Below are 25,655 nucleotides of genomic sequence, written 5' to 3'. Positions count from 1 at the left end.
CATGTTGCGGTTTTTTTGTGTCCAAAATATAGTTAAAAACAATAAATTAAATCTTTATTCAGTTTATTTAACTCAATTTTTCTTTAATTTTTAAGGCTAATACGGTGTTAGCACCGAGTGCTGGCAGTATATCGTGATAGGGCATACTGCGCATGGCGCGTAATAAGAATGGTGCTTTATCGTGTATTTTCACTGCGCTGGTCAATTGCAGCAGTGAACCCTGCTGTAAAGGGCGTATATGCATTGAACCACGGACAAATTTTAGATCTCCACCTGTCGCGGTGTATTGATTTTGCAGTAGGTCAGGATAGTCAAAGCGCATTTTGAAGTCGAAAGGAATACTAATGACTCCTAGCCCAACTGAAATTTTGTAATTCGCATCGAGTAAATGCTGATTGAGCTTTTGAACTTGCACTTCCTTCACTTGTTTTGGAAATAAACTTTGAAATGAAGCGGCATTTATCCAATTTTGCAGGTTGGACGGGCTATGAGGGTAGTACTGATAGCTGGTACTAAAACGCATCAACTCATGATTTTGTCCAAAAGGGACACGCTGTGCCGTGACAATATAAGACACAGGCTCTTTGGTGGTTTTACTGAGCAGGATAATTTTTTCAATTTGATTCGCACTCAGCTTGAGGTCTGGCAATTGGCCATGGTCTAATGTTTCGCTACTGAAGGTTTTAAAACGACGCTGTAAGGATTCTATTAAAAACCCATTGGTACCCGCAGGAATTCCCAGTTTGGCATCTGGTAATGCGTTTAAAATTTTACTGAATAAAAAACCTTTAGGATGATTCAGGTCACCCCACTGCGTTACTGTGATCAGGGTTTGATTGGGACTTAATTCAAACCATTCTAATTTTCCAACGCCATAGGGTACAGGTGCATCAATCACTAAACTGGTGATGCTATTGCCCTGTATTTGATGCTGCATCACGACATTTTCTTTGAAATTTAATACTGGAATTGGGGTGGGAATGTGAATGTTATATTTCACTTGGCTCACCGCACCATTTTGTTCTAATACCTCTGCTGACTTTAAGGTGGGAAATAAGCCTGCATAGTTGGAATAATTGCTGAGGAGTCTTGAGACGTTTTTACTTTGCGTTGGTACGACCACTGCAGCACTATAATATTTACCCGCAATTTTTTGACCGTATTTCATGGTTGGCAAATTTATATTTTGCGTCGGGTGAGCAAAAATAATAATTTGATCGCCAGTTAAGTCTGCAAGTGCTTTGGGGTTACCCTGAAAAGCATCTAAAGCACTGGGGATTTGAGGTTGCCATTGAATTAGTCGTGCCCAACTGGGTGATGCATAGAGTCCGCTCATGCACATCAGCACCAAGATTATTTTTTTTATCTGCATGTCACATCCTGCGTATGCAATATTTTTGGTTTGCAGTGTTTTAACGTATTTTTAAAATAAAGGGAAGTTTGGAAGTGTTACAAGCGGGTGCTAAAAAGCGTGAAGCAGGATTGCATTGTGGTGTAGTATTTAGCGCAATCCTTTTTTAATTTTTCATAAGCTTATGTCTGAGACTCTACCTGCATTATCGCTGCGCTATTTTTTAAATCTTGAAGAATCACAGGATGGTTTTGCACTGGCAACCTTTGGCAAAAAGCAATTTACTCGCTTTTTAACCCCTGCGATTAGCATCGGGATTATCATTTGGGGCTTTTATTTAGGTCTCAGTGGTGCTGGTGCATATTATGTTGGCTTGGGTATTTTCTTCTTATTGCTACAAGGTTTAATGCGCTACTGGTTTTTACCGATGATGTTTAAACGCCAATTCGTTAAATATCAATTGGGTAAAAGTGAGCAAGGCATTGAACTGTTTCAAGACTATGCAGAAATTTATGCCAATGGTCGTAAAAATACCTTTAATTATGCAGAAGTCGCGAATTTTGCTGAAGGTAAATTGACCTATATGATCGAGTTAAAAAGCAAAACAGTGATCATTGTGCCTAAAAGTGCCTTCAAAAATACGGCAGATCAAAGCATTTTTGAAAATACCTTTAAACATTAAGCTTAAAGTCGTCCATTCATACGAGGGAGTAGTATGCAATCACGTCCATCTAAAATTGTTTGCGTAGGCCGTAGCTATGCCGATCATGCCCGAGAATTGGGTAATGCAATACCGGATAGCCCTGTATTGTTTATCAAGCCACCGAGTTCGCTCACTGCGCTAGATGAAGGCATTTCATGGAATATGGCACTTGGCAGTTGTCATTATGAATGCGAACTCAGTCTGCGTATTGACCGACCTTTAAAAGGTGAAACTGATCCCATCAAAGCGCTTGAAGCAGTCGGTGCTGTGACTTTAGGTTTGGATTTAACCTTACGTGATCAGCAGGATGCGCTGAAGAAAAAAGGTCAGCCGTGGGAACGTTCAAAAGCATATGACGGATCATGCATATTGGCAGACTGGGTGTCTGTTGATGAGGTGGTGATCGATTGGAATGATGTCCATTACACACTGCATGTGAATGATGAGCTACGCCAAGCAGGTGATACCTCGCATTTGATTTTTGATATTGGCTATTTATTGGCAGATATCAGCCAAGCATTTAGCTTAGAAGCAGGTGATGTAGTGATGACAGGAACACCAGCGGGTGTCGCTGCATTACAAACTGGCGAACAATTAAAAATGACGCTCAAAGGCAAAAAACAGGACTATGTGTGGACGACCTTTGTGAAGTAAGAACAAGCTCATTTAAGATTTTAAAAGACTGCCGAAAGGTGGTCTTTTTAATGCAATAAATTTAAAAGTTAATACTATTAGTGCAAAGATGCAGAATCAGTACCAGCTTGATGAATATTGACATGCTCTCTTGTATTGGTTTGACGGGCAGAATTGCTGTCAGATGCTTTACCAAACATATCGTCATATTCATCAGGCGTTAAATATAGGGTTTTATCTTTTTTAATCAAATGTTTGTTACTGATATAGTCGCCAGAAATATTCCATGTACGCGGTGTTTTTACAGCCCTGCTATTTATATGGTATAGATAAGCATTCTCAATTTTGCTAGAAAAGTTAGGGTAAGGTTTTACTCCGCCGTAAATGGTATTTGGGTATTTATGATGAGGCATCACTGTGCCACGTTTTAAACGTTCTTTATAGATATACTCTGCTAGTACATTATGTTGCTCTGCTGATTTTTTATACCATTTCATGGCTAAATATGGATCTTCAATCCTGCCTATTCCCATATCGTACATCCAGGCTAAAGCATATTGAGCTTGGGAATCACTTGCTAATGCTTGTTGATAAATCCAATTGGCTAGCAAGGTATTGCCATTATCTAGTAAATCAGACAGAAATACATCTGCGTTATGGTTTCCAGCTAATGCAAGCTGTCTTAATTGTTGAAAAGCATTTGCATTACCTTGTAAGGCAGCTTGCTTATACCAATATAGGCTTTGTTCTAAATTTTTTTCCGTGCCTGTACCTTCAAGGTATAAGTCGCCGACTTTCATTTGCGCCATGACATCGCCAGATTCTGCGGTTTTTAAAGTCGCTTTAAATTCGCGCTCTTCTTTGGAACTGCAACCAGTCAGAAAAACGATGCAGAGACAGAGGCTTAAAATTGAATTTTTATAATTTCGCTGCATTGTATTTATGATTCTAAATATTTGATTTGATCATATAAGTTTTTACATCTTCGTCAATCACCCTATAGCTCAAAAAAATTCATTAATTTAGCCATTTAGCCCCATTTTTCGAAATTGGTCTGGAGTACAGAGCATCCATTTTTTAAACATATTAATAAATGCAGAAGCATTGGCATAACCCAGTTCGAGCGCAATACTTTCAATTTTTTCACCGCTTTGTAGCATGGACATGGCTTTGGTGACTTTTAAACGCTGTCGCCACTCGTGCAGTGACATGCCGAGTTCTTTTTGACAGTAACGTGCCAAGGTGCGTTCGGTCATATTGATTTGCTGTGCAAGCTCAGCCAAAGGACTTTGATCGGCAGGATGTTGATGCAAATAATCCAATAGCTGCTTGAGAGCAGGGTGCTCCGAATGCGGTAAATAGCTGCTGACCAATTTCGCTTGCTGTAACTGATCTAAAATCACCTGCAACAATCGCTGATATTCAGGCGACTGTTCTGCAATCTGTGTGTGTTCATGCAGTTGTCTTAGATGGCTGAAAAGCGCTGCGACTAAGGATGAGCTAAGTAAAATCCCTGGCTGTGTTGGCAAGTGATGACATAGCGATTCATGCACATATAAGGTTCCATGTGAAACAGCCGTGCGGTTTAAGCCACTATGCTCCAAATTGGGTGGCAACCAAATGCCATAAGGTGGCGGTGTAATATAATCCACTTGATTAATATTGACTTCCATTACGCCATTAAAAGCATAGATAAACTCCCCCCACGCATGTCCATGTAAGGGATATACCGACAAAGCAGGGTCGTTACGAAAACTGATCCAAAGCGGTGCTTGAATCACATCATTGGTCGGCAACTGTTTCAGTGCTGTTTGATCAGAACGGTTTTTATGGCGCATATAAAAATTGCCTGAATAAGAAGATCACTTGTCTAGATTGAAGTATATATTTTAATACAGACAGATTTATAGTGAAGTTTATTCTATTCAAGAGTCAAAACCGTGGAACAGCGTAAAACGCTAGATGCTCAAGCATCTGGCCTGATGATTATTTTGTGCATGATTTGGGGCATACAGCAGGTCGTGCTGAAGTTGGCTGCTGCTGATATTGCGCCCATCATGCAAATTGCTATTCGTTCAGGCTTAGCAGCGCTGCTACTTTTCCCATTCATTCGCCTCCCTCATGGTGTGCATCTGTATCAACGAGCATATTTATTGCCGGGTATTTGGCTGGCTTTCTTATTTTCTGCTGAATTTATCTTGGTGGCAGAAGCACTGCGCTATACCACGGCATCGCATACCGTCGTACTGCTTTATACCGCCCCAATTTTTGTGGCGTTGGGATTGCATTGGAAATTGCCTGCGGAAAAACTAACCGCTATTCAATGGGGTGGAATATTTCTTGCCTTTGCAGGTATTGTTCTGTCCTTTATGGGGCGAGATGTTGAACCTGCTGCAACGCAGGCCTTGATGGGGGACGCAATGGCACTGTTGGCAGGTGTCATGTGGGCATTGACCACTATTTCCTTACGTTTAACCAAATTGTCTGATGCTGCACCGACGCAAACCTTGTTTTATCAATTGGTTGGCGGCTGTATATTTCTATTACCTGTTGCATGGCTGACAGGACAAACCAGCATTCATTGGACATGGGTATCCATCAGCAGTATGGCATTTCATGTGTTGATCATGTCGCTGTTAAGTCTGATGTTATGGTTTTGGTTGCTGCGTAAATATCTCGCCAATGGTCTGGGTGTGTTCTCATTTTTAACCCCCATTTTCGGCATGATCTTCGGCGTGGTCTTTCTCGGTGAACAGATTGAAATTAATTTTATTATCGGTACAGCACTGGTATTGGCAGGGGTAATGATTGTCACACTCCATGTTTGGATTAAACGCGTTTGGCAGGGGCTGATTCTGTCTAAGCTTTAATTGGCAACTATGCGGATCTAAATGCATCCATGTTAGGTATTTTTAGGTGCAAATGCTAAGGTACGGCAACACAAATTTAAGGATGAGCTTGTGCAAGCACGACAGGCGCTAGATGCCAAAGCATCGACTATCATGTTTTTCCTCTGCATTTTCTGGGGGCTGCAACAAATAGTAGTTAAATTGGCAGCTGCGGATATTGCTCCTATTATGCAAATGGCCTTGCGTTCAGGGCTTTCGGCCTTAATGGTTTTTCCGCTGATTAAGCTGGCAGCAGGTCAATCGTTATTCAGCCGACAATACTGGTTTTCAGGTAGTCTGGTTGCAGTATTGTTTGCTGCTGAGTTTTGTTTGGTTGGTGAGGCACTACGTTTTACCTCGGCTTCGCATACCGTGGTGCTGCTCTATACCGCACCAATTTTTGTGGCATTGGGTCTGCATTGGAAACTGCCAGCAGAACGCTTAACGCTGAAGCAGTGGGGCGGTATTTTTATCGCGTTTTTAGGCATTGTGGTGACCTTCGCTGGACGGGGTTCCAGCCCTCAAGATCTGAGTTCGATAGTGTTGGGCGATGTTCTTGCGCTGGGAGCGGGCATCCTTTGGGCGACGACGACCATTGCCGTTAGACTGACCAATTTATCGGAAGCACCTGCCACCCAAACCTTGTTTTATCAGTTAGTGGGCGGTTTTGTACTGCTTTTCCCGATGGCATTTGTTTTGGGACAAGGTCATATTCAATGGACAGCCGTCACTTTTGCCAGCTTAGTGTTTCATGCGGTGCTGATTTCATTTGCCAGTTATCTGATTTGGTTTTGGCTATTAAAACGCTATTTGGCTTCGCGTTTAGGGGTTTTCTCGTTTTTAACCCCGCTGTTTGGCATTCTGTTTGGTGTGTTGATTTTGAATGAACCTTTAGAACGAAATTTTGTGATCGGAACGGTGATGGTGATGGCAGGAGTATTGGTCGTTAGCTTGTCTGGCCGCTTAGCTAAAAAAGTGACGACTCAAGATAAGTTGGCATAAGACTTGGGCTGAAATTAACGCCAATCTGAATCAGCATTGCAAAAAGAAAGGCCATATTGTTATGGCCTTTCTACTGCATTCACTGAATTTAAAGTTTTTTCGATAACGGATGATTCTTAATGGGTGATGATTTTCCTAGATTATTTCTCTTCAAAAATTTTAGACAGTGGAATGGAGAGTTTGGCAGCAAGATAATCATCTGCTTCAGACAGTTGAGGTCCAATTTTTTCCATCCAGATATCATCTGGAAGCGCTTTGTTGAGATCCTGACGTTTAGGCAGCGGATAAGGCAATTGGCTGTAAAAGCTCCAAAAATCAACTTGAGCTAAGTCCCGAACCAATACATATTGATCATCATCGGTACGTTTAACTAAAGATTGCTTTTCAAATAAGACTAAATACGTCGGTAGACGGCCAATTTCATCACGACCTAAAGCCTCAAGCGCTTCTTCCTCTGAGACACTTTGTCCAATTTTTTGTTTTTTATAAAATAGTTCCAATAAATCTAACAGCATAATCACTGTATGGCGCTTTTGGTCTTTGCCAGAATTAAATGCAGTCAGGGCATAACTGATTTCGACACCTATCAAGATAATATTCCAAGATAGGAAGATCCAAAGTAGGAAAATTGGAACGGCAGCAAATGCCCCATAGATGATTTGATAGCTGGTGAAATTTGACATAACCACGCCAAACAAGTTTTTCAGCAATTCAAATACCACGGCACTAAACACACCTGCAACGAGTGCTGCCTTGATGGGCACACTTCGATTAGGAATGGTCCAATACAGGATGAAAAAGCCTAAAATGGTCAATGCAAATGACAACATCCACAGTAAAAAAGCACCATCCAATTCATAACCAGCAAAGTTATTACTTAAAATATTCATCGAAGCCAATGCAGATGATAATGCAAAGGCACTACCAAGTAAGATCGGACCGAGTGAAATAATGGTCCAATAGCGCATAAAACCGATAATGCCGCCACGAGTCTCACGTACACGCCAAATTCGGTTAAATACCGTTTCAATGCTGGTCAGCATCATCACAGTGGTAATAAATAGAAAGAGCACACCAATCACAGTTAAATTACTGGATTTATCCGTAAAGGCATTCAGTGCTTTATCAAAAGCAATGGTGGTTTTTGGTAAAAAATTACTATAAATCAGCTGTTGTAATTGCTGGCGCGCAGGTTCAAGCGCATTGATAGATGAGATAATCACCAAAAAGACCGTCAACATGGGCACTACTGCAAACAGGGTGGTATAGGTCAATGAACCTGCTTGTTCACGGCAACGGTCAGCTTCAAAACGTCGAATGACAAATAAAATAAACTGAAACCAATTTTTGTCATAAAAAGGAAGTTTTCTTAAATAGGCTTCTATCATGCGTTCAAGTCTCTATTTTTTTAATCATCTTTTCTCGATTTTCATGGACTAGCTTAACCAAAAAAATGAAAAAATACCGTATAGTTTTCTCTTTTCATATTATTTATTCAAAATTATGCAGCCTTACGTCCTTGTTCTTTATTACAGCAAATATGGTTCAACCAAAGAAATGGCGCATTTGATTGCCAATGGTGTCGAAGCGGCAGGCGTTGCCGTGAAAATCAGAACGGTGCCCAATATTGCAACAGTGGTAAAAGAAGCTGAAGCCAGTATTCCTGCCGAAGGTGATATTTACTGTACTTTAGATGAACTTGCAAACTGTTCTGGCTTGGCACTGGGTTCGCCAACACGTTTTGGCAATATGGCCTCAGAAATGAAATACTTTTTAGATCAAACGACAGCACTTTGGCTGAATGGGGCATTGCATGGTAAACCTGCCTGTGTCTTTACAGCTTCAGGTTCGATGCATGGCGGGCAGGAGAGTACATTGCTAACCATGCTGCCGCCATTATTTCATCACGGCATGATGATTATGGGTTTAAGTAACGCACATCCTGCATTGTCGAATACCAAAACAGGGGGCACACCGTATGGTGCCAGTCATGTCAGTGGTCCAAGACATGACCAAAGCTTAAGCCAAGACGAGCGTGCACTCTGTGAAAATCAAGGCAAACGTTTAGCTGAAGTGGTGAACAAGTTGCTCTAAGGGGCGGATTTAATGAACTTGAAAATGTCTAAGCAACTCACGATCTAATGACGGCTGATTTACTTTGGCTAATGGCTTTTTCGTTGGCTGAACGCAGAAATAAATAAGAGCGCAATTGCGCTCTTAAATTTTTAATCTTGATCTGATGGTCTGGCTGCATCTTCAGGTTGTTGTTCTAATTCAAAACGTTGTTTGCAGTCTAGGCATTGATAATCCAAAAAGATGTTTTGATCGACAATGACACCAGCTTTTTTACCAAAACGATGACCTAAAAAACCACCTGTAATGCCGACACTAATTGCACCTACAAATGTGCCAATGGTTCCGCCCATAATGACACCTAAAGGTCCTGCAGTAACGCCACCAATCGCAGCACCAATTGATGCACCAGAAGCCGCACCACCGACAGTCCCTGCCGCAGTCCCTGCACCACTTAACAATACCCCACCAATTTTTTGTAAGTTTTGTTCGTGGTTACGTTTTTCCACATGGGTTGAACCACATTTTGGACATTGTACTGCGTGTTCTGTGAGTTGATTTTCTGTATTCATAACATCCTGTAGCCTTAAAAATAGTGGCCGATTTTGTATTGCAGCATAAATCAATATTAGGGATGAAATGTAGACTAAAGTGATCAATAACTGCATTTACGCTGAATTTTAATGGTTTTTTGGCTTACAAGTTTTGTTTGCTTGTAACTAAGCAGCTAAAAAGTGCGGTCTATGTCACCTTAATAGCAAATTTTTAGCAAAAAAAAGAACACCGAAGTGTTCTTTTCGTTGCTTTGCCGTATTAGTCACGAACAAATTCAACAGCGCCATTTGCAAGTGATTTTACACGAGCCAATGATTCAACACGGTAGCCTTTTTCAAGCAAAATGTCGCGACCAGGTTGGAATGATTTTTCAATCACGATCCCAATACCTAATACTTCAGCAGATGCTTGGTGAATTAAGTCAGCAAGACCAAGAGCGGCTTGACCATTTGCTAAGAAATCATCAATGACTAAAACTTTGTCGCTAGCATCGATGTGTTTCTTTGAAATCGCAATTGTGCTTTCAGTTTGTTTAGTGAAAGAGAACACTTTAGAGCGGTATAGATCATCTTTTAAGGTTAAAGATTGATATTTACGCGCAAAAATCACAGGAACACCAAGTTCAAGACCAGCCATCACTGCAGGTGCAATACCTGAAGCTTCAATGGTAATGATTTTTGTAATGCCAGCATCTTTAAAAAGACGGGCAAATTCTTGACCAATGAGCTGCATCATAACAGGGTCAATTTGGTGGTTCAGGAAAGAATCGACTTTCAGAACTTCTTCAGAGAGAACGATACCTTCAGCTAAGATTTTCTGTTCCAGAGCGTGCACGGGAGAATCCTCGAGGGGGCAGGTGCTTTTAAAAGCAAAAGCGTATTTTAAAAAGCACCGAGAAAAATGCAAGCGAAATTGATCAAATCAATTAACTTGTTGCACCTTTATAGCCCGTTAACAATAAACCGTAAGAGGTTTTATTGTCTTGATGTGACACTTTCACGGGTAAGTAGTCTAATTTTGGTGCGAGCCAGAATGTGGTTTGACGGCCTGGTTTGTCGTGACGCATAACAACTTTAACCGTGTCAAAAGTACCGTAATTGGTTTTAACGGTTTCAGTACCTTGTTTTACAAATTTACGGGCTTCAACTTCTTTAGCATCGGCAATGTAATAATTCGATTTTAAACCACCACTTTTCAAATCTTCTCGGATTTGTAATTCGGCATTTAACTCATCCAGTACACCAGATTTCCATGCAAATGAACGCGCTTTATCATCTTTTTTGGTGTTAATGGTTTTAGCACCTGCATTAAAGTTGATGTTCATGGTGTTGTTGTGCACCAGAATTTTACTGCTACGGCTAAAACTATTGGAATGGATTTGGTTGCCACTTAAGCTGAATCGACTGGTTTCAGTGGCTGATGCCATAGCACCTGCTTTTGCAGCAAAAACATAGGTCCAGTTATTACCTGTTTGTTTTAAAGTACGGGTTGCAGAACCCATATTTTTACCGTTGTAATTAAACTGATAGCTTGCCTGAAATGGACTCATGGCAAATGACTGACTTGAGAAACCAGTCAAAAGCAGTGCAGTTGATACCCCAGCAGCAAGACCTAAATTTTTCAAAACTGAATGTGCCATAAGTATGGTTTTCCTATTCAATGAAAATGACAGATCAATAATCTGCCCGATATGATTATTATGGAGTTGGATTGTGGAGAATGAAGTCAAAAATCCGTGCCATATGTATATTTTGTGTAGTTTTTTGCATGCAATGTATGCTAAGTCATAGAAATGCTTAACTTTCTTTTTGCTTTATAGGCGTAACTTGATCATCTTGTAAATCTTCATCATTCCAGTCTTCTATGCGTTCTTGCGACATTTTAGTAAACAATGCTGTTAAATTGACATTGCCAACAACGACCAATTCGGCTTCACGTAAAACTGCATGATTGACATGTACTTTACCTAAGGTATCGATAATCGAACGGCTTTTACCTAACCATCGATTTAAATCTAAATGCAGTAAATCATCTTTGACTTTAATGACGTTGAGTTTTTCCAAGATCATGCCGAGAGGGTCTTGATTCAACACTTTTTGGTAAAACCATAAAGCAACACGGACCCCAAGTTTGTAAAGTACGTTTGGATATTTGGCTTCGATCACTTGTGTATCGCTAATTTGTTCAAAAACGATGAGCTGGGTCTGCTTGTTGAGTTCCATTTGAACCAGTTTTAAATCGACCGATAAAGTCAGTAACATGCCGTTATAGTCAAGTGTGGCATAAAGTCGTAACCAGTCATCGTGAAGGTCTGCATGCAAGTCTTTGAGCATTTTCACATTATCAGTCACAAAGCGCTGAAACGTCGCATTTAAAAACACTTGAGACATTGGGAATTCACGCTCATCCTCAATAAAACCTTCTGCTTTTTGGTACACTTGGCGGATTCGTTTAGAGATATTGGAAATGAGCGTTTGCATATGCAGTGCATCCTGGCAAATTTTTTTTTGACGGAGTGTATCTTGTCGATTTCTATAAAAAACACAAGGTTTTGATCTTGCAGTTTATCAAAATAAATTGCACCATTTTCAGGATTTTAATCGTGCATTGTCTATGTGTTGATGGATTTCTCGTTTTCATCAAAAAATGAAAACACGGTTTATTTTATACTGTTTTATGCAGTTTGGGGAATGCGGCAAATTGTCGGTTTAATGTGATGCTGAAAAAAATAACGTTCATGCCGCTAGTAAAAGACTGGTGGAAAGATCCCATATTTGCAACTGCTGTGGCATTTGCAGCTTTGTTGCATCTGGCCTTTTTAACCATGCAATTTGCCATGCCTCAAGAGGGCGAATATAACACCAAAGAAATAGCGGTCTCTTTGCGTCCAGCAACGGATAAAGTGGAAAATGCCGACTTTTTAGCGCAAGCGGATCAACAAGGTTCAGGTAAATTTCGCGAATCACATCGAATGTCGAGTGACATGCCTGCACCAACTATTGAACAGAAAGCAGGTGAGCAAAAAAATGAAGCTTTAGAGCAATTGCAGCAAAAGAAAGAGCTGAGCTTTGAAGATAAAGTGCTGATGACGACACTCAGTTGGCAAAAGCAAGCAGAAGAAAATAGTCGTAAAAAAGCCGTAGAAGAATTAAATAGTCAATTCCAAGCCAAAGCGGCAATGGTGGCAAGTATTGAGGCGCAATATTTACAACGCCAGCAAAACTTTAGCCGTCAGCAAAAAATTAAAACCATTGATGGCATTCAAGCCAAGCAAGATGTTTCTGCGGCTTATATGGAAAAATTTCGCCAAAAAGTTGAATTTTATGGCAATCGTTATTATCCAGAAGCTGCGAAGCAACAACAGCTTCGTGGCGAAGTGCGTTTGATGGTGATCTTAAACAGTAGTGGCGGTATTCGTGCTATTCGCCTTATTGAAGGCTCAGGTTCGAGTATGCTGGATGAGGCTGCGAAGACTTCTGTTCGTAAAGCTGCACCATTCGGTCAGTTTGATGCCAAAATGAAAGATATCTCTGAACTTCGTATTGTGCGAACTTGGCGCTTTGACCCAGCCGAAGCTGAGTTTGAAGTACGATAAAATTTTAGTTGCGATATTGTCTTAAAATTTCACAAATTTCGACACTGAAATGAGCATACCATTTGGTTTTACCATGTTGCTGGGCGACTTGATGCTCAGCATCGTGGTGCCATGCTTGGATATCTGCCAAGCTATTCCAATAGGACAGGGCAATTTCTTTTTGGCCTTCAGTCCAAGCTTCAAAATGTTGACAATTAAATCGACCTAATGCTTTTTCACGCAGCATATTGGCTGTTTGGAAATATTGTTCATCCAAATTTCTAATTTTGGCTTTGAAGATCACCACATATTTCATATTTTCTCATTTTAATATGATGTTTGCTATTTTATTGGAATAAAAAAGCGAGCTGAAGCTCGCTTTTGAATGGTAGACTTAATCTCGTTCTAGATAAGGATTGTCAAAACCTAGCTTCGCTAAAATTTCAATTTCCAGCGCTTCCATCTCTTCCGCATCTTCATCCGAAGTTTCATGGTCATAGCCCATGAGATGTAAAGTGCCATGAACGAGCATGTGAGTAAAATGAGTTAGTGGAACTTTCTCTTGCTCAATAGCCTCAGCTAAAACCACTGGAATGCAAATGACCAAGTCCCCAATGGGAAACGAGTCCAAAATGGCAGCCATTTCATCTGGAATGTCACTTGGAAAAGACAGCACATTGGTTGGTTTGTCTTTACCACGATATTCCAAATTCAATTTATGGCTTTCATCATTGTCTACACAGGCTATGCCAATTTCACAATCACTTTGTGTATCGATATGACGTAAAGCAGTTTCCACCACTTTCTTGATATGCGCTCGTTTCACCACCAATTCAGGTGACTGAAAATTTTGCTGCAAGGAGAGATTAAGTTTCAAAATGAATCCTTAAATATTTTCGTCTTGATGCTGCTCATCAGCTTTTGCATCATTGTCCGCAACTAAGGCATCCTGACGCGCTTTGCGTTCAGCACGTTGTTCTGCCGTTAGGCGATGTTGTTCGCTGTCCCAACCTTCGTAAGCTTCAACAATTTTCTGAACCAATTGATGTCGCACAACGTCACGAGAGTGGAAGCGAGTAATATGGATTTCTTTGATCTTTTCAATCACGCGTAAAGCATGTGCCAGACCAGATTGCTGACCACGCGGTAAATCGACCTGTGTGATATCACCGGTAATAACCGCACGTGAACCAAAACCTAAACGAGTCAGGAACATTTTCATCTGCTCAGGTGTGGTGTTCTGCGCTTCATCCAAAATCACAAAGGAATGATTGAGGGTACGTCCACGCATATAGGCAAGCGGGGCAACTTCAATCACTTGACGTTCAATCAGTTTGGCCACTTTTTCAAAGCCCAGCATTTCATACAAAGCGTCATAGAGCGGGCGTAAGTAAGGGTCAATTTTTTGGCTTAAATCACCGGGTAAGAACCCCAGCTTTTCACCCGCTTCCACAGCAGGGCGAACCAAAAGAATACGCTGAATTTCATTACGCTCTAGCATATCAACCGCAGCGGCAACAGCTAAATAGGTTTTACCTGTACCCGCAGGGCCAATACCAAATGAAATATCACTTTGCAAAATACGCTGAACATAGCGTTTTTGGTTGGTGCCGCGAGGGTTAATTCGACCTTTACGGGTTTGTAGATAGACATTGTCTAAACCCGTATGTTCATTTTCAGAAAAGTCTTCTTGAATTTCACGGTCAGTCTGACTGCCCTGAATCATCATGTGTAAGATATCCGCACTAATTTGTGGATTGGTTTCGGACTCTTCATACAGACGGTGAAGGAGGCTTTCGGCTCTCTCAACCGCATCGATTTCCCCATCGACAAAAAATGCATCTGCACGATGGGAAATTTTGACATCTAAACGTTGTTCAATTTGTTTGAGATGACCGTTATAAGCACCGAGCATGCTTTGTAAACGGTCAAGTGGAATACCAGCAAAAGTTACAGTACGTCGAATCGCTGCAGTCAAGAGAATTCCTTTAAATTGGTCTGACGATTAAGCTTACATTACGCCACGTCAGGCTCAAGATTCAAGAGTTCACCGTAAACAAACTTCAAAGTTTTAATGTCAGTCACTTCAATCTCAGCAAAACGACCGACCCATGCTGGATCGCCAATAAAACTGACTAGACGAGTATTGTCAGCCGTACCAATTAATAGGTTTGGATCTTTGTCAGAAACCGACTCAACCAAGACACGTTGAATTGTGCCGAGCATGGCATCTGTCTTATCAATGCTTGATTGCTTAATCCATTGTTGAACTTTTGCCAGACGCTCTTTTTTCACATCTTCAGACGTCGTATCTTCAAGTTCAGACGCAGGCGTACCCGGACGTTTTGAATAGATGAAGCTATAAGAATGGTCGAAGTCCATATCTTTAATGAATTGATAGGTTTCTTCGAAGTTCTCATCGGTTTCGCCCGGGAAGCCAATGATAAAGTCTGAAGACAAATGCATATCTGGACGAACTTTACGTAACTTCGCGATTTTATCGATGTACACATCAATGGTGTGATTACGCTTCATCGCTTGCAGTACATCGTTTGAACCGCTTTGTACTGGTAAATGCAAATGCGACACCATTTGAGGTAAGTCACGATAGCATTGAATCAGGTCATCATTAAATTCAAGTGGGTGAGAAGTCGTGTAACGAATACGGCCAATGCCCGGAATTTCTGCCACTAAACGCAATAAGTCGGCAAAGGTGCAAATATCGCCTTCGAAGGTTTCACCGCGGTAGCCATTTACGTTTTGACCGAGCAATGAAATTTCACGTACACCTTTTTCTGCCAAAGTGGCAATTTCTGCTAACACGTCATCGAGCGGACGAGATACTTCTTCACCACGTGTATAAGGCACAACGCAGAATGAGCAATATTTTGAGCAGCCTTCCATGATTGAAACGAAGGCTTTGTAACCTTCAACACGCGGTTCAGGTAAAAAGTCGAATTTTTCAATATCAGGGAATGAAATATCCACCAATTGGATTTTTTCTTTTTTCGGTTTTACTGCTTGTTCAGTGTGTTGATCCAACATTTGCGGTAGACGGTGCAACGTTTGTGGGCCAAACACCATATCAACATAAGGCGCACGCTTTTGAATGTTGTCACCTTCTTGAGAAGCTACACATCCACCGACACCAATCACAAGGTCAGGATTTTTTTCTTTCAGTTTGCGCCAGCGACCAAGTTCAGAGAATACTTTTTCTTGAGCTTTTTCACGAATTGAGCAGGTATTCATCAACAGGATATCTGCTTCTTTCGGGTCATTGGTGAGCACATAACCGTGTGAATCACCTAAAAGATCACCCATGCGTTGACTGTCATACTCATTCATCTGACACCCTTGCGTTTCGATGTACAGTTTTTTAACTGATGCATCGTTGGCTGGGGTGTGCTGTGGCTGGGTTACAGTGTTTTCTGAGGCAGCTTGGGCACTATTCGGGATGAAGGTTTGAACCGTCATGTAGGCTCCTAATGGAATTTGGACAAAATCAATAAACACTACGTGGCTAAACGACAAATCAAAAAATTGAAATGCGTGGCTGCGAAGGTTAAAAAGGGGATTTTAAGAATGGGATGTATTTTAGCAGTAATTGACAGAAAACTTACAGCTTAAAATTACCACTGCTTGATATTGATTTATGGAGCAAAAATGTTTGAAAATTAATATTGGCTAATCATAAGATTACATAACAGAACACAATGCTGAATTTAGAATTATTAAACTAATCTCTAAATAAAGTTTGCTGTACTGAAACTGGATAGAATGACATGAATGAAGGCAAGTGGATGTTAAATAAGAAGTTAAAACCAAAAAATTACTCTAAATTGCTTGCTATGAGTGTAGCTCTGTCTGGGATTTCTGTTGCTGCGCAAGCGGCAGATGAACAATTTAATGATGCTTTACGTGCAGCGAATGCCGGTAATATTTCATTATTAGAAGAATACCAATCGGCAATGCAAAATGATGTTTTGGGTTATTACCCAGAATATTGGCGATTAAATAATAATCTTGCCTCGCAACCTGCCAATGCAATTACCAGTTTTGCACAGCGCTATCCTCAATCTGCGATGGCAGAAAAATTAGCGGCAGACTATGTCGAAGAAAAAGTAAAACAAGCGGACTTCGCTACTGCACAACCAGTACTTCAATACGTTACCAATCCGGACCGTGCTGAAACCTGTGCTGTCGCACAGGTACGTGCAAAATCTGGCGATCCGTTAGTTTATGCTGAGTTTAGTGATGTTTGGCTGACAACAAATTCACAACCTGACTCGTGTACAGGCTTGGGACGTTTGATGCTCTCCAGTCCATTAATGACACAAGATGATCGGCATCAACGCATGTGGGGACAGTTGCGAGCAGGTCAGTCTGGGCAAGCGATTGCGACTGCGCAAACCATTGGTGTGAATATTAATCTTGCACAGTTGAATAGCATCCAAGCCAATCCACTGAATTATTTATGGTCGGCACCGAAAGCGACAGCAGAAGATCACGCCTATTTAATTTATGCGATGGGGCGTTTGGCTGATACTGACCTAAATGGGGCAATGGCATCCGTGAAACGTGCTGCGGAAGGTACACCTGAAAGTGTGCAAAAAGCCTTGTATCGCAGTGTTGGCTACATTGGTGGCACAACAGTCATGAAAAATAACTTCAATCGTGAAGTTTTGAACTATTTAGATTTAAGTTATGGCTTGCCCTTTAGCTCTGAAGAAGCAGAGATTTATGCGCGTCAAGCTATTCGCTTTGGCGCTTGGGAAAGTGTGATACGTGCCATTGATGCAATGAATGTGTCACAAAAACAAGAAGACCGCTGGCAATATTGGTTGGCACGTGCATCAGAGCAACGAGGCGACTCATCTTCAAAACGTGCAGCGCAAGATATTTACCGTAAATTGGCAGTGGGTGACGACTACCATAATTTGTTAGCACGTGACAAAATTGGTCAGTCTTATAACAATATTCCGTCAAATACGCAGCCTACTTCACAAGATGCGCAGCGATTAAGTCAAGATATACATTTTAATCGTGCTTTTGCATTGCGCCGTATCAATGCATCTGACAGTTATATCAACCGCGAATGGAACTGGGCTGTACGTCAAGCTTATCTTAAACATGATGATGGCATGATTCTTGCCGCAGCTAAGCGTGCAACTGACATGGGTTGGTATGACCGAGCAATTTACGCAGCAGATCGAACCACCAAACAACACAACTATACTTTACGTTATGCCATGCCTCATCAGAGCTATGTGGTCAGTCATAGTCTTAATGCGGGGATTGATCCAGCTTGGGCGTATGGCCTAATGCGTCAAGAAAGTCGTTTTGTTACTAGCGCACGTTCGCATGTTGGGGCAGGTGGTTTAATGCAGATCATGCCAGATACAGCCAAGTTGGTGGCACGTCAAATGGGAGAAAGCTATAACCCTGCGGCACTTTCAGATATGAACACCAATATCCGTTACGGGACTTATTATTTATCAATGATTCAGCGTCAGTTAAGTGATAGTCCAGTTTTAGCCACTGCAGGATATAACGCAGGACCAAACCGAGCACGTCGTTGGCAGCCTGAATATCAGCCGATTGCAGCAGATCAGTACACAGAATCCATTCCGTTAACTGAAACACGTGACTATGTAAAACATGTGATGACCAATGCTACGCATTATGGTTTATTGCTCGGGCAAGGTCCGCAATCGATTGAAAAACGGATGCAAATGATTCCATTACGTAATGCTCAATAATGCATTGCGTGAGATGTAGTTAAGGTTAATTAAACGGGTCATATGAATGCCGAAAAAAAATAGTCATGCCATGAAGATGCTGATTTCGTTGCTTGCGGGCAGCGGTGCGGGTCTGGCTATGTCTATGGCGTCGGCAAACCCTGTGGTCATAGGTTACGTAATGGATGTACAGATGGTTCCAGCGGTTTGTGCTTATGACCCATTAAAAAATAAGAAGCGTAAATGTTTAGAAGGTTATTCACTTAATATTACGGGTTTATATCCTGAAACAAATGGAAGAGATTGCTCAACGCAAAGTTCAGCTAAGCTTTCACCTTTACAGGCCAAAGTTGTAGCGCGCATCATGCCTGATGAAAATGCTCGGGTTGCACTTTGGCAAAATATTGGTGGCTGCGTTCCGATGAATGCAAGCCAGTATTTTCGGACCATCATCAATCACGCAGATAAACTCAAAATTCCTGAAGAGCTCACCAGTCAAGATACCCGTGTCATGCAAGCAAATGTTTTACGTAACAAAATGCTAAAAATGAATAGTGGATTATTATCACAAAGTATTGAGTTTAATTGTATGCAAACTCGCGCAGGGAGTATGCTGACCGAAATTAAAATCTGCTATAAAAATAATGGTCAATACAAAAGTTGCCCTGTAAATGTGGTGAGTAATTGTCCAGCAAATTTCACAATTAAAGGTTCTTTCTAAAGTTTTTTTAGCATTTTATTTATATTTCCTATCATACTTTTGTTGAAATTCATTCTCTTTTGCATGCATCACGTTAATGATTGGAGTACAATCTTTGCCGTTTATGATTATTAAGATTAGATAGAACAGCTATTTAATCATTATGACCTTCCTCAATTGGAGATAATTACATGAAACAAGCAGTTCGTGTTGCCGTTACTGGCGCAGCTGGTCAAATCGGTTATAGCTTATTATTCCGTATCGCAAGCGGTGAAATGTTGGGTAAAGACCAACCAGTTATCCTTCAATTATTAGAAATTCCAGTTGAGAAAGCTCAACAAGCGCTTAAAGGCGTAATGATGGAACTTGATGACTGCGCATTCCCTCTTTTAGAAGGTATGGTCGGTACTGATGATCCTAAAGTTGCATTCAAAGATGCTGACTACGCTCTTCTTGTTGGTTCACGTCCACGTGGTCCAGGCATGGAACGTGCTGACCTTCTTAAAGTAAACGGTGAAATCTTCATTGGTCAAGGTAAAGCGCTTAACGAAGTTGCTAGCCGTGACGTTAAAGTTCTTGTTGTAGGTAACCCTGCAAACACTAACGCTTACATCGCAATGAAATCTGCTACAGATCTTCCAGCGAAAAACTTCACAGCGATGCTTCGTCTTGACCACAACCGTGCGTTGACTCAACTTGCTCAAAAAGCTGGTGTTGCAGTTTCTGACATCAAAACAATGACAGTTTGGGGTAACCACTCTCCTACAATGTATGCTGACTACCGTTTTGCTACAGTAAACGGCGAAAGCTTAAAAGACAAAATCAACGATGCTGCTTGGAACAAAGACGTGTTCCTTCCAACTGTTGGTAAACGTGGTGCTGCGATCATCGAAGCACGTGGTTTGTCTTCTGCTGCTTCTGCTGCAAACGCTGCAATCGACCACATGCGCGATTGGGCTCTTGGCACAAACGGCGAATGGGTAACTATGGGTATTCCTTCTGACGGTTCTTATGGTATCCCTGAAGGCGTAATGTTCGGTTTCCCTGTAACTTGCGAAAATGGCGAATACAAAATCGTTCAAGGTCTTGAAATCGATGAATTCAGCCGTGAACGTATCAACTTCACTCTTAACGAGTTAGAAGAAGAACGTGCAGCAGTTGCTGACATGGTTAAATAATTTGATCGAATTCGATTAAGTTAGAAAAAGCACTCCATTTGGGGTGCTTTTTTTATCGTTAAATTTAAAACTGCTGAATGGAAAATGAACAAAAAATAACATGTTGAGATTGAGTTCATACTGACAAATCGGATGGAACAGATAACTATAAAAGAAGGAGAAATGTCAGCTTGATTTGAGGAGAACAGACATGTTTGACCAACAACCGACCTTAGAGCTGTTTTTTGAACAATTGGGGCTGGACGGCAGTTCAGATGCGATCGATCAATTTATTGAAACCCATCAAATTACGATGGATGTGCCTTTACATGAGGCACCATTTTGGAGTAAATCACAACGAGATTTTATCATCAGTCATTGGAAAAAAGATGATGATTGGGCCATGGTGGTCGATATTCTCAATGAACAATTGCATAAAGAACATAAGCTCTCTGGCTCATGCAAAATTTAAATACAATTTGAAACAACAAACCTAGCATCAGTGCTAGGTTTTTTTATCAACTTCATATAAGTTAATTAAATAATAAATGACAGATTAGTTGATAAGGAGGGCGAGATGCTCAATCAAAATACACCATCCTTAGCGTTATTGTTTTCCCAATTGGGGTTGGCAAGTAGTCCTGCTGCGATCGAGCTATATATTCGAACACATCAACTGTCTGCCAGTGAAAATTTGCATGATGCGCCATTTTGGAATAAAGCGCAGCGTGATTTCTTAATCAGCCATCTGGTTCAAGATGATGATTGGGCAATTTGGATTGATGAGCTTAATCAGCAGCTGCATATGGATGCATATAAACTTCAGCCCGCTTAAATAGACCAGCTAAAAAAAACACCTCAAATGAGGTGTTTTTTATTTAGTGCATTTTGCTTTGACATAATTTGCTAAACCATTCTTCTTGGCGGTATGCCGTGAAAGACGGATGTTCGAGTAGCGTGGTCATATCGAATTCATCGGTTTTGCAATATTTGGTTAACCAATGTCTTGTCATTGCAGGCTCTTGCTTCACCGCAGACGCATACGCTAAATAGAAATAAATACCACCATGTTCTGCTTTAGACATGGGTTTCATAATTTGTTGCGTAATTAAGGCATAACGCTGCTCTCGAGTTGTTTCGAAAAACACCATGTATGCTTTTGCTAAATGTAACGATAAGTTGATATACAACTCCATTGGCATTTCATCAAACTCAAGCCGACCTTGCTCAAGCAGTACAATTGCTTCTTGAAGGAAATGCACTTTTTCTTGATTATTTTTACTGATTTCGACCAGTTGTAGGCGAAGGTCAGCACGGTCCAGTGCCAAAGACGGTGTATTGCCCTGCAAAAACAGTTGATCAGTTTCCCCAATACGTTGAATGATTTGTTTGCTGCTCTGACGCATCGGATACATCCTCATCTATGAATGACACATATATGAGGATACAAAATAATTTTTAAAGGAAAAAGGTAAAATTACCAAATGTTATTGTCGTTTCGTAACCACGCCGTGATCGACAAACGCTGACGCTTAGCTTGAAGGACTTCATGTAATAAGTCACTTTGAAATAGGGCAATACGGTTAGGTTTAGGTTGTATGATATGCCATTGGTCATTTTTATCTTGTAGGCGTAATTCGCCGCCCCAATCTTCTTGCCAATTTTCATGTAGATAATAGACTGCAGAAATCACACGACCATTTTTACCTTGTGGATTGTCACGATGTAAGGCATAAAACTCACCAGCGTTATAACAGGCAAAATGAGCTTCAACTTCATGAATACCTGCATAAAAAGCACGATTGAATTGTTCTGCGAGTGCATTTAAAGATTGGACATGTTCTTGAGCGACTTCTAAATCTTCATTGATCCATAAAATATGGTCGCTTCGAATTTTACTGATCACACCATTTTGAATGGCTGCGTCTCTAAATTTAGTTAAATTTGACATACATTCTTCAACGAGTGCATGTATATACTCAGCCGAATAGGCGTCATCGATCAGGGTAAAACCGTGTTGATCTAAATCATCTAGGATTTGATCAACCGGCCAAGACTTTGGGAGAAGCATAGCATCCATATATTGAACCCCGAAAAAGAGCAGAAAAAAGGTGACGTATTCTAGAGCAAGAATAGCATCTGAATGAAACAATTTTTCATGCTAAAATATGCGTTGATATCAGGAATTAATGAAACATGAATTACCGTCACCATTTCCATGCAGGCAACTTTGCCGACGTCATGAAGCATGTATTGTTGCTTCAGTTGTTAAGTCGACTCAATGCTAAAGATAAACCTTATCGCTATGTAGATACGCATGGTGGCGCAGGTAAATATGACCTGTCTACTTCTGAAGCACAGAAGTCGGGTGAATTTTTGAATGGTATTCATCGTCTCATCAAACTTGATGATTCTATTAAACGCAATGCACCTGAAGGTGTTCAACAATACCTAAAAGTTGTTGAAAAAATGCGTGAGAACTTTGGTAAGGGTGCTTATCCCGGTTCACCTTGGTTTGCACTTGAAGGGATGCGCGAAACGGACAAAGCAACGATTTTCGAAATGCAACGTGATGTTTTTCAACAATTACGCCATAACATTTTCGATAAACGTGCAGGTTTGCATGAACGTGATGCTTATGAAGGTCTGTTGGGTGTCATTCCACCAAAAGAAAAACGTGGCTTGGTGATGATTGACCCACCTTACGAATTAGAACGTAAGGATTTCCCACAACTTGTAGAATTATTGGTAGCAGCCTATAAAAAATGGCCGACAGGTGTTTTTGCGGTTTGGTACCCAATTAAAGATCGTGCCATGATTGAACGTTTCGAAAAGAAAATGTACAAGACGGGCATTCGTCGTCAATTGGTCTGTGAAATTTGTGTATGGCCTGATGACACTCCAGTGGGACTCAATGGTTGTGGTCTCTTGGTGATTAATCCACCTTGGAAATTCTCTGAAGATGCAGATGAAGCGTTACAATGGTTATTCCCGCATCTTCGTATGAACGAAAATGGTGGACATGCTGCTGTACGTTGGTTGGTTGGCGAATAATTTATTTAAAAAAGAAAATAGGTCACAGTTAGGATCAAAGAATGACAAATACAAGTAAACCTGAACGGGAAATTTCTTCGAAAGATGAAAATGCTTTTGATGGCATTACATTCGAGGTAGAAGAAGAGGAGCATACCCATGAAGGGCATAAAGTGAAGCGTCGTGGGATCTATCTGTGGCCGAACCTGATTACAACGGCGGCGTTGTTATCAGGCTTCTATTCTATTATTGCCAGTATGAATGGTGAATATCAGCAAGCGATTTATGCCATTTTCCTTGCAGCTTTGTTTGATGGTTTGGATGGTCGTGTGGCACGTGCCATTGGCGCACAAAGTCCCTTTGGTGAGCAATTCGACTCCTTATCTGACTTGTTGGCCTTTGGTGTCGCTCCTGCCATTTTGATGTACAGCTGGAGTTTGCATGACTTAGGTCGTATCGGTCTGGCGGCATGTTTTGTTTACACGGCTTGTGCAGCATTTCGTTTAGCACGCTTTAACGTACAAATTGGCGTAGTCGATAAGCGTTACTTTATTGGTGTGGCGAGCCCACTTGCTGCGGTGATGATTATTTCATTGGTGTGGGTGGGTATGGACATCCCCGAAGTTTTTGATCTGCGCGAAAAAGGTATACAAATCTTAAATGCTGTAGTGATTGCTGCTGTGGGCTTATTAATGATTTCCAATGTGAAATATTATTCATTTAAAACAGTAGATCGTCGTCGAGTGCCATTTGCAGTACTACCAATTATCGTCTTTGTTTTAGCTGCTGTAACCTACAATATTCCAATGGGAATTTTAATTCTTTCAGTGATTTATGCTTTTTCTGGTTTTGTAACAACCTTAATGGCAAAGAAGGCTGAAGCATGATTTAATCATGGCGTAATAACATGAAAAAGAGGGGCTTGATATGCAGATATTTCAAGATTTCTTGGATCAATCTAAACGATTGAATCAAGCCCCAAAATTGAATAAGAAAAACATACAACTTCAGGGACCGAATCAACTCTATAACGCAGTTTACTATGGTCTCAGTGTTCCCAGTCTTCCTGCGCCTTTACATTATCTTAATTTTATCAGTTGGCTCGGTCAGCCTAAAATTCCAGTATTTCAAAATACCTACGCCATAAAAACCACTGTACTCGATACGGCAACTGTTATGTCGAGCACTAGCGCTCATATGGTGGGGCAACTCCAACAATATTCATTGCAAAATGACTGTCAGCTCAAGCCATCTGAAATTCAGTTTGGTCATAAGGAATCAATTATCGGGCTTAAAGATACATTTAGTATCCAACGTGAGGATAATGAGCTGAGTTTTAAGTTGGAAATTCAAGCGACGGAAATGAAATCATGCTTGGCTAAACTCAGGCTAGGATTGGCTGAGTATTGGTCTGTGATGTGTCATTGCGAAGGGCAGATTAAATATCAAAACCAAATTTATGAGATAGATCAATTAGCAGCGTTGTCTTATGCGCAATTTAGTAAATTCCCTTATTTGCCATTGGCATTTTTTACCCAGCAGATAATTAACTTAAGTCAGCAGCGGCAAATCATTTTGGTTCAAACTCGAGATCGTTATAACAATATTTTAAGTTCACGTTTATATCTTCGGGATTTTAAAAATAAGCATGTGTTAATGATTGATCAAAATGTACATTTTAAAATTCAACGAGTTTATCCGGTAGTGAAAACGCCAAATTTGCAAAAAATGTATTTGCCTCGTGAATTTGAATGGATTTGCCAGAATGATGATATCCAAATTTATATTCAGGCGCAGAGTCGTGGGGATTTTAAATTTGGTTTGGGTGCTGGCTATGCGGGGAGCTTTCATTATCAAATCAAAATCAATGATGAGTTTGAAAATGGGGATGGTGGCTATTGTGAATACATTGATTGCCGTCCTTTAAACTGGCAAGAAAAAAATCATAAAGATAAATTAAACGATAAATTAGGTAATGCTGTTCCTTTTATGCTCAAAAAATAGAAAAAAAGCCCGTTTTAGTAGAATAAATAAACAAACGAAGCGATATTTATAAAAAACATGAAAAAGGGTGTTGCAACGGATGTGAAATGCTGTAGAATGCACATCCATCGGCGGTGATGAAGATTAAAACTTCTGATAAAACAGCAACTTAGCACGAAGTGTTTAGATTGGGTTTTGTTAAGAAAGTTTAAAATAATTTGATTTGCTAGTTGACTTTCTGAAAAGAAAGCGTAATATAGCCGAC

General features: G+C 40.7%; 28 protein-coding genes. 14 read left to right on the top strand and 14 right to left on the bottom strand.

Annotated elements, in window-relative coordinates; genetic code table 11:
* Positions 1-67: 67 nt before the first annotated feature.
* On the bottom strand, positions 68-1,336 hold the full coding sequence (locus tag B9T33_RS06375; RefSeq protein WP_416202586.1) for an SRPBCC family protein: 1,269 nt from the start codon (positions 1,334-1,336) through the stop codon (positions 68-70).
* A 199-nt stretch (positions 1,337-1,535) separates the two neighbouring features.
* Between B9T33_RS06375 and B9T33_RS06370 the strand changes: the two genes are divergently transcribed.
* Entirely contained in the window at positions 1,536-2,033 is a 498-nt protein-coding gene (locus B9T33_RS06370) for a YcxB family protein (RefSeq protein WP_086178125.1), read from the top strand.
* Between the two features lie 33 nt (positions 2,034-2,066).
* The gene (locus tag B9T33_RS06365; RefSeq protein WP_086178124.1) at positions 2,067-2,708 is read left to right on the top strand and encodes a fumarylacetoacetate hydrolase family protein; all 642 of its coding nucleotides are present in this window, start codon (positions 2,067-2,069) and stop codon (positions 2,706-2,708) included.
* A gap of 77 nt (positions 2,709-2,785) precedes the next feature.
* Here B9T33_RS06365 and B9T33_RS06360 read toward each other — a convergent pair whose 3' ends face one another.
* The gene (locus tag B9T33_RS06360; RefSeq protein ID WP_086178123.1) at positions 2,786-3,622 is read right to left on the bottom strand and encodes a tetratricopeptide repeat protein; all 837 of its coding nucleotides are present in this window, start codon (positions 3,620-3,622) and stop codon (positions 2,786-2,788) included.
* A gap of 87 nt (positions 3,623-3,709) precedes the next feature.
* Positions 3,710-4,525 carry an AraC family transcriptional regulator gene (locus tag B9T33_RS06355; RefSeq protein WP_086178122.1) on the bottom strand — a complete coding sequence of 272 codons (816 nt, stop codon included), beginning with the start codon at positions 4,523-4,525 and terminating at the stop codon, positions 3,710-3,712.
* A 102-nt stretch (positions 4,526-4,627) separates the two neighbouring features.
* On the opposite strand from B9T33_RS06355, the gene B9T33_RS06350 reads away from it, so the two are divergent.
* Together B9T33_RS06350 and B9T33_RS06345 are read left to right on the top strand one after the other, a co-directional pair.
* Positions 4,628-5,557, top strand: a complete 930-nt coding sequence (locus tag B9T33_RS06350; RefSeq protein ID WP_213033190.1) for a DMT family transporter — start codon at positions 4,628-4,630, stop codon at positions 5,555-5,557.
* Between the two features lie 90 nt (positions 5,558-5,647).
* On the top strand, positions 5,648-6,577 hold the full coding sequence (locus B9T33_RS06345; RefSeq protein ID WP_086178121.1) for a DMT family transporter: 930 nt from the start codon (positions 5,648-5,650) through the stop codon (positions 6,575-6,577).
* A 140-nt stretch (positions 6,578-6,717) separates the two neighbouring features.
* On the opposite strand, the gene B9T33_RS06340 is transcribed toward B9T33_RS06345, so the two are convergent.
* Positions 6,718-7,965, bottom strand: a complete 1,248-nt coding sequence (locus B9T33_RS06340) for a YihY family inner membrane protein (protein WP_086178120.1) — start codon at positions 7,963-7,965, stop codon at positions 6,718-6,720.
* Positions 7,966-8,080: 115 nt separating this feature from the next.
* On the opposite strand from B9T33_RS06340, the gene wrbA reads away from it, so the two are divergent.
* Positions 8,081-8,671 carry an NAD(P)H:quinone oxidoreductase gene (gene wrbA / locus B9T33_RS06335; RefSeq protein ID WP_086178119.1) on the top strand — a complete coding sequence of 197 codons (591 nt, stop codon included), beginning with the start codon at positions 8,081-8,083 and terminating at the stop codon, positions 8,669-8,671.
* Between the two features lie 131 nt (positions 8,672-8,802).
* On the opposite strand, the gene B9T33_RS06330 is transcribed toward wrbA, so the two are convergent.
* The 4 genes from B9T33_RS06330 to B9T33_RS06315 all read right to left on the bottom strand — a co-directional run bounded on the left by B9T33_RS06330 (position 8,803) and on the right by B9T33_RS06315 (position 11,685).
* Positions 8,803-9,222 (bottom strand): hypothetical protein, encoded by a 420-nt coding sequence (locus tag B9T33_RS06330; RefSeq protein WP_086178118.1) that lies wholly within the window; start codon positions 9,220-9,222, stop codon positions 8,803-8,805.
* A 241-nt stretch (positions 9,223-9,463) separates the two neighbouring features.
* The gene (locus tag B9T33_RS06325; protein WP_086178117.1) at positions 9,464-10,039 is read right to left on the bottom strand and encodes a xanthine phosphoribosyltransferase; all 576 of its coding nucleotides are present in this window, start codon (positions 10,037-10,039) and stop codon (positions 9,464-9,466) included.
* 91 nt (positions 10,040-10,130) lie between these two features.
* Positions 10,131-10,844 (bottom strand): DUF3108 domain-containing protein, encoded by a 714-nt coding sequence (locus tag B9T33_RS06320; RefSeq protein ID WP_086178116.1) that lies wholly within the window; start codon positions 10,842-10,844, stop codon positions 10,131-10,133.
* A 157-nt stretch (positions 10,845-11,001) separates the two neighbouring features.
* Positions 11,002-11,685: a hypothetical protein gene (locus B9T33_RS06315; protein WP_086178115.1), complete on the bottom strand. Its 684-nt coding sequence runs from the start codon at positions 11,683-11,685 to the stop codon at positions 11,002-11,004.
* Positions 11,686-11,942: 257 nt separating this feature from the next.
* Here B9T33_RS06315 and B9T33_RS06310 point away from each other — a divergent pair, with 257 nt between their 5' ends.
* A complete protein-coding gene (locus tag B9T33_RS06310; protein ID WP_086178306.1) occupies positions 11,943-12,800 on the top strand; it encodes an energy transducer TonB in 858 nt (285 codons plus the stop codon).
* Positions 12,801-12,804: 4 nt separating this feature from the next.
* Here B9T33_RS06310 and B9T33_RS06305 read toward each other — a convergent pair whose 3' ends face one another.
* The 4 genes from B9T33_RS06305 to miaB form a co-directional block, all read right to left on the bottom strand.
* A complete protein-coding gene (locus B9T33_RS06305) occupies positions 12,805-13,095 on the bottom strand; it encodes an antibiotic biosynthesis monooxygenase family protein (protein ID WP_086178114.1) in 291 nt (96 codons plus the stop codon).
* A 78-nt stretch (positions 13,096-13,173) separates the two neighbouring features.
* Positions 13,174-13,656 (bottom strand): rRNA maturation RNase YbeY, encoded by a 483-nt coding sequence (gene ybeY, locus B9T33_RS06300; protein WP_086178113.1) that lies wholly within the window; start codon positions 13,654-13,656, stop codon positions 13,174-13,176.
* 9 nt (positions 13,657-13,665) lie between these two features.
* Positions 13,666-14,757, bottom strand: coding sequence for a PhoH family protein (locus tag B9T33_RS06295; protein ID WP_086178112.1), 1,092 nt, complete (start codon positions 14,755-14,757; stop codon positions 13,666-13,668).
* 38 nt (positions 14,758-14,795) lie between these two features.
* The gene (miaB, locus tag B9T33_RS06290; RefSeq protein WP_086178111.1) at positions 14,796-16,253 is read right to left on the bottom strand and encodes a tRNA (N6-isopentenyl adenosine(37)-C2)-methylthiotransferase MiaB; all 1,458 of its coding nucleotides are present in this window, start codon (positions 16,251-16,253) and stop codon (positions 14,796-14,798) included.
* 374 nt (positions 16,254-16,627) lie between these two features.
* On the opposite strand from miaB, the gene B9T33_RS06285 reads away from it, so the two are divergent.
* The 5 genes from B9T33_RS06285 to B9T33_RS06265 all read left to right on the top strand — a co-directional run bounded on the left by B9T33_RS06285 (position 16,628) and on the right by B9T33_RS06265 (position 21,209).
* On the top strand, positions 16,628-18,538 hold the full coding sequence (locus B9T33_RS06285; protein WP_228145797.1) for a lytic transglycosylase domain-containing protein: 1,911 nt from the start codon (positions 16,628-16,630) through the stop codon (positions 18,536-18,538).
* A gap of 46 nt (positions 18,539-18,584) precedes the next feature.
* On the top strand, positions 18,585-19,238 hold the full coding sequence (locus tag B9T33_RS06280) for a ribonuclease T2 family protein (RefSeq protein WP_086178109.1): 654 nt from the start codon (positions 18,585-18,587) through the stop codon (positions 19,236-19,238).
* Positions 19,239-19,408: 170 nt separating this feature from the next.
* Positions 19,409-20,395 (top strand): malate dehydrogenase, encoded by a 987-nt coding sequence (locus B9T33_RS06275; protein WP_086178108.1) that lies wholly within the window; start codon positions 19,409-19,411, stop codon positions 20,393-20,395.
* 190 nt (positions 20,396-20,585) lie between these two features.
* A complete protein-coding gene (locus tag B9T33_RS06270; RefSeq protein ID WP_086178107.1) occupies positions 20,586-20,846 on the top strand; it encodes a DUF2789 family protein in 261 nt (86 codons plus the stop codon).
* A 105-nt stretch (positions 20,847-20,951) separates the two neighbouring features.
* Complete coding sequence (locus B9T33_RS06265; RefSeq protein ID WP_086178106.1) at positions 20,952-21,209, top strand: DUF2789 family protein; 258 nt, start codon at positions 20,952-20,954, stop codon at positions 21,207-21,209.
* Between the two features lie 43 nt (positions 21,210-21,252).
* Here B9T33_RS06265 and B9T33_RS06260 read toward each other — a convergent pair whose 3' ends face one another.
* Entirely contained in the window at positions 21,253-21,780 is a 528-nt protein-coding gene (locus tag B9T33_RS06260) for a hypothetical protein (RefSeq protein WP_086178105.1), read from the bottom strand.
* Positions 21,781-21,851: 71 nt separating this feature from the next.
* The gene (locus tag B9T33_RS06255; protein ID WP_086178104.1) at positions 21,852-22,454 is read right to left on the bottom strand and encodes a 2OG-Fe(II) oxygenase; all 603 of its coding nucleotides are present in this window, start codon (positions 22,452-22,454) and stop codon (positions 21,852-21,854) included.
* Between the two features lie 116 nt (positions 22,455-22,570).
* On the opposite strand from B9T33_RS06255, the gene B9T33_RS06250 reads away from it, so the two are divergent.
* Genes B9T33_RS06250 through B9T33_RS06240 form a run of 3 tightly spaced genes read left to right on the top strand, consistent with a single transcriptional unit; the run spans position 22,571 to position 25,411 of the window.
* The gene (locus tag B9T33_RS06250) at positions 22,571-23,428 is read left to right on the top strand and encodes a 23S rRNA (adenine(2030)-N(6))-methyltransferase RlmJ (protein WP_086178103.1); all 858 of its coding nucleotides are present in this window, start codon (positions 22,571-22,573) and stop codon (positions 23,426-23,428) included.
* A 41-nt stretch (positions 23,429-23,469) separates the two neighbouring features.
* Positions 23,470-24,294, top strand: a complete 825-nt coding sequence (pssA, locus tag B9T33_RS06245) for a CDP-diacylglycerol--serine O-phosphatidyltransferase (protein ID WP_086178102.1) — start codon at positions 23,470-23,472, stop codon at positions 24,292-24,294.
* A 40-nt stretch (positions 24,295-24,334) separates the two neighbouring features.
* Positions 24,335-25,411: a DUF6670 family protein gene (locus tag B9T33_RS06240; protein ID WP_086178101.1), complete on the top strand. Its 1,077-nt coding sequence runs from the start codon at positions 24,335-24,337 to the stop codon at positions 25,409-25,411.
* Positions 25,412-25,655: the final 244 nt, after the last annotated feature.

It is taken from the genome of Acinetobacter sp. ANC 5054, from assembly GCF_002135295.1.
In the GTDB taxonomy this organism is placed as follows: Bacteria; Pseudomonadota; Gammaproteobacteria; order Pseudomonadales; family Moraxellaceae; genus Acinetobacter.
Note: the sequence above shows the minus strand (reverse complement) of the source record. Positions and strands in the feature narration are given on the sequence as shown.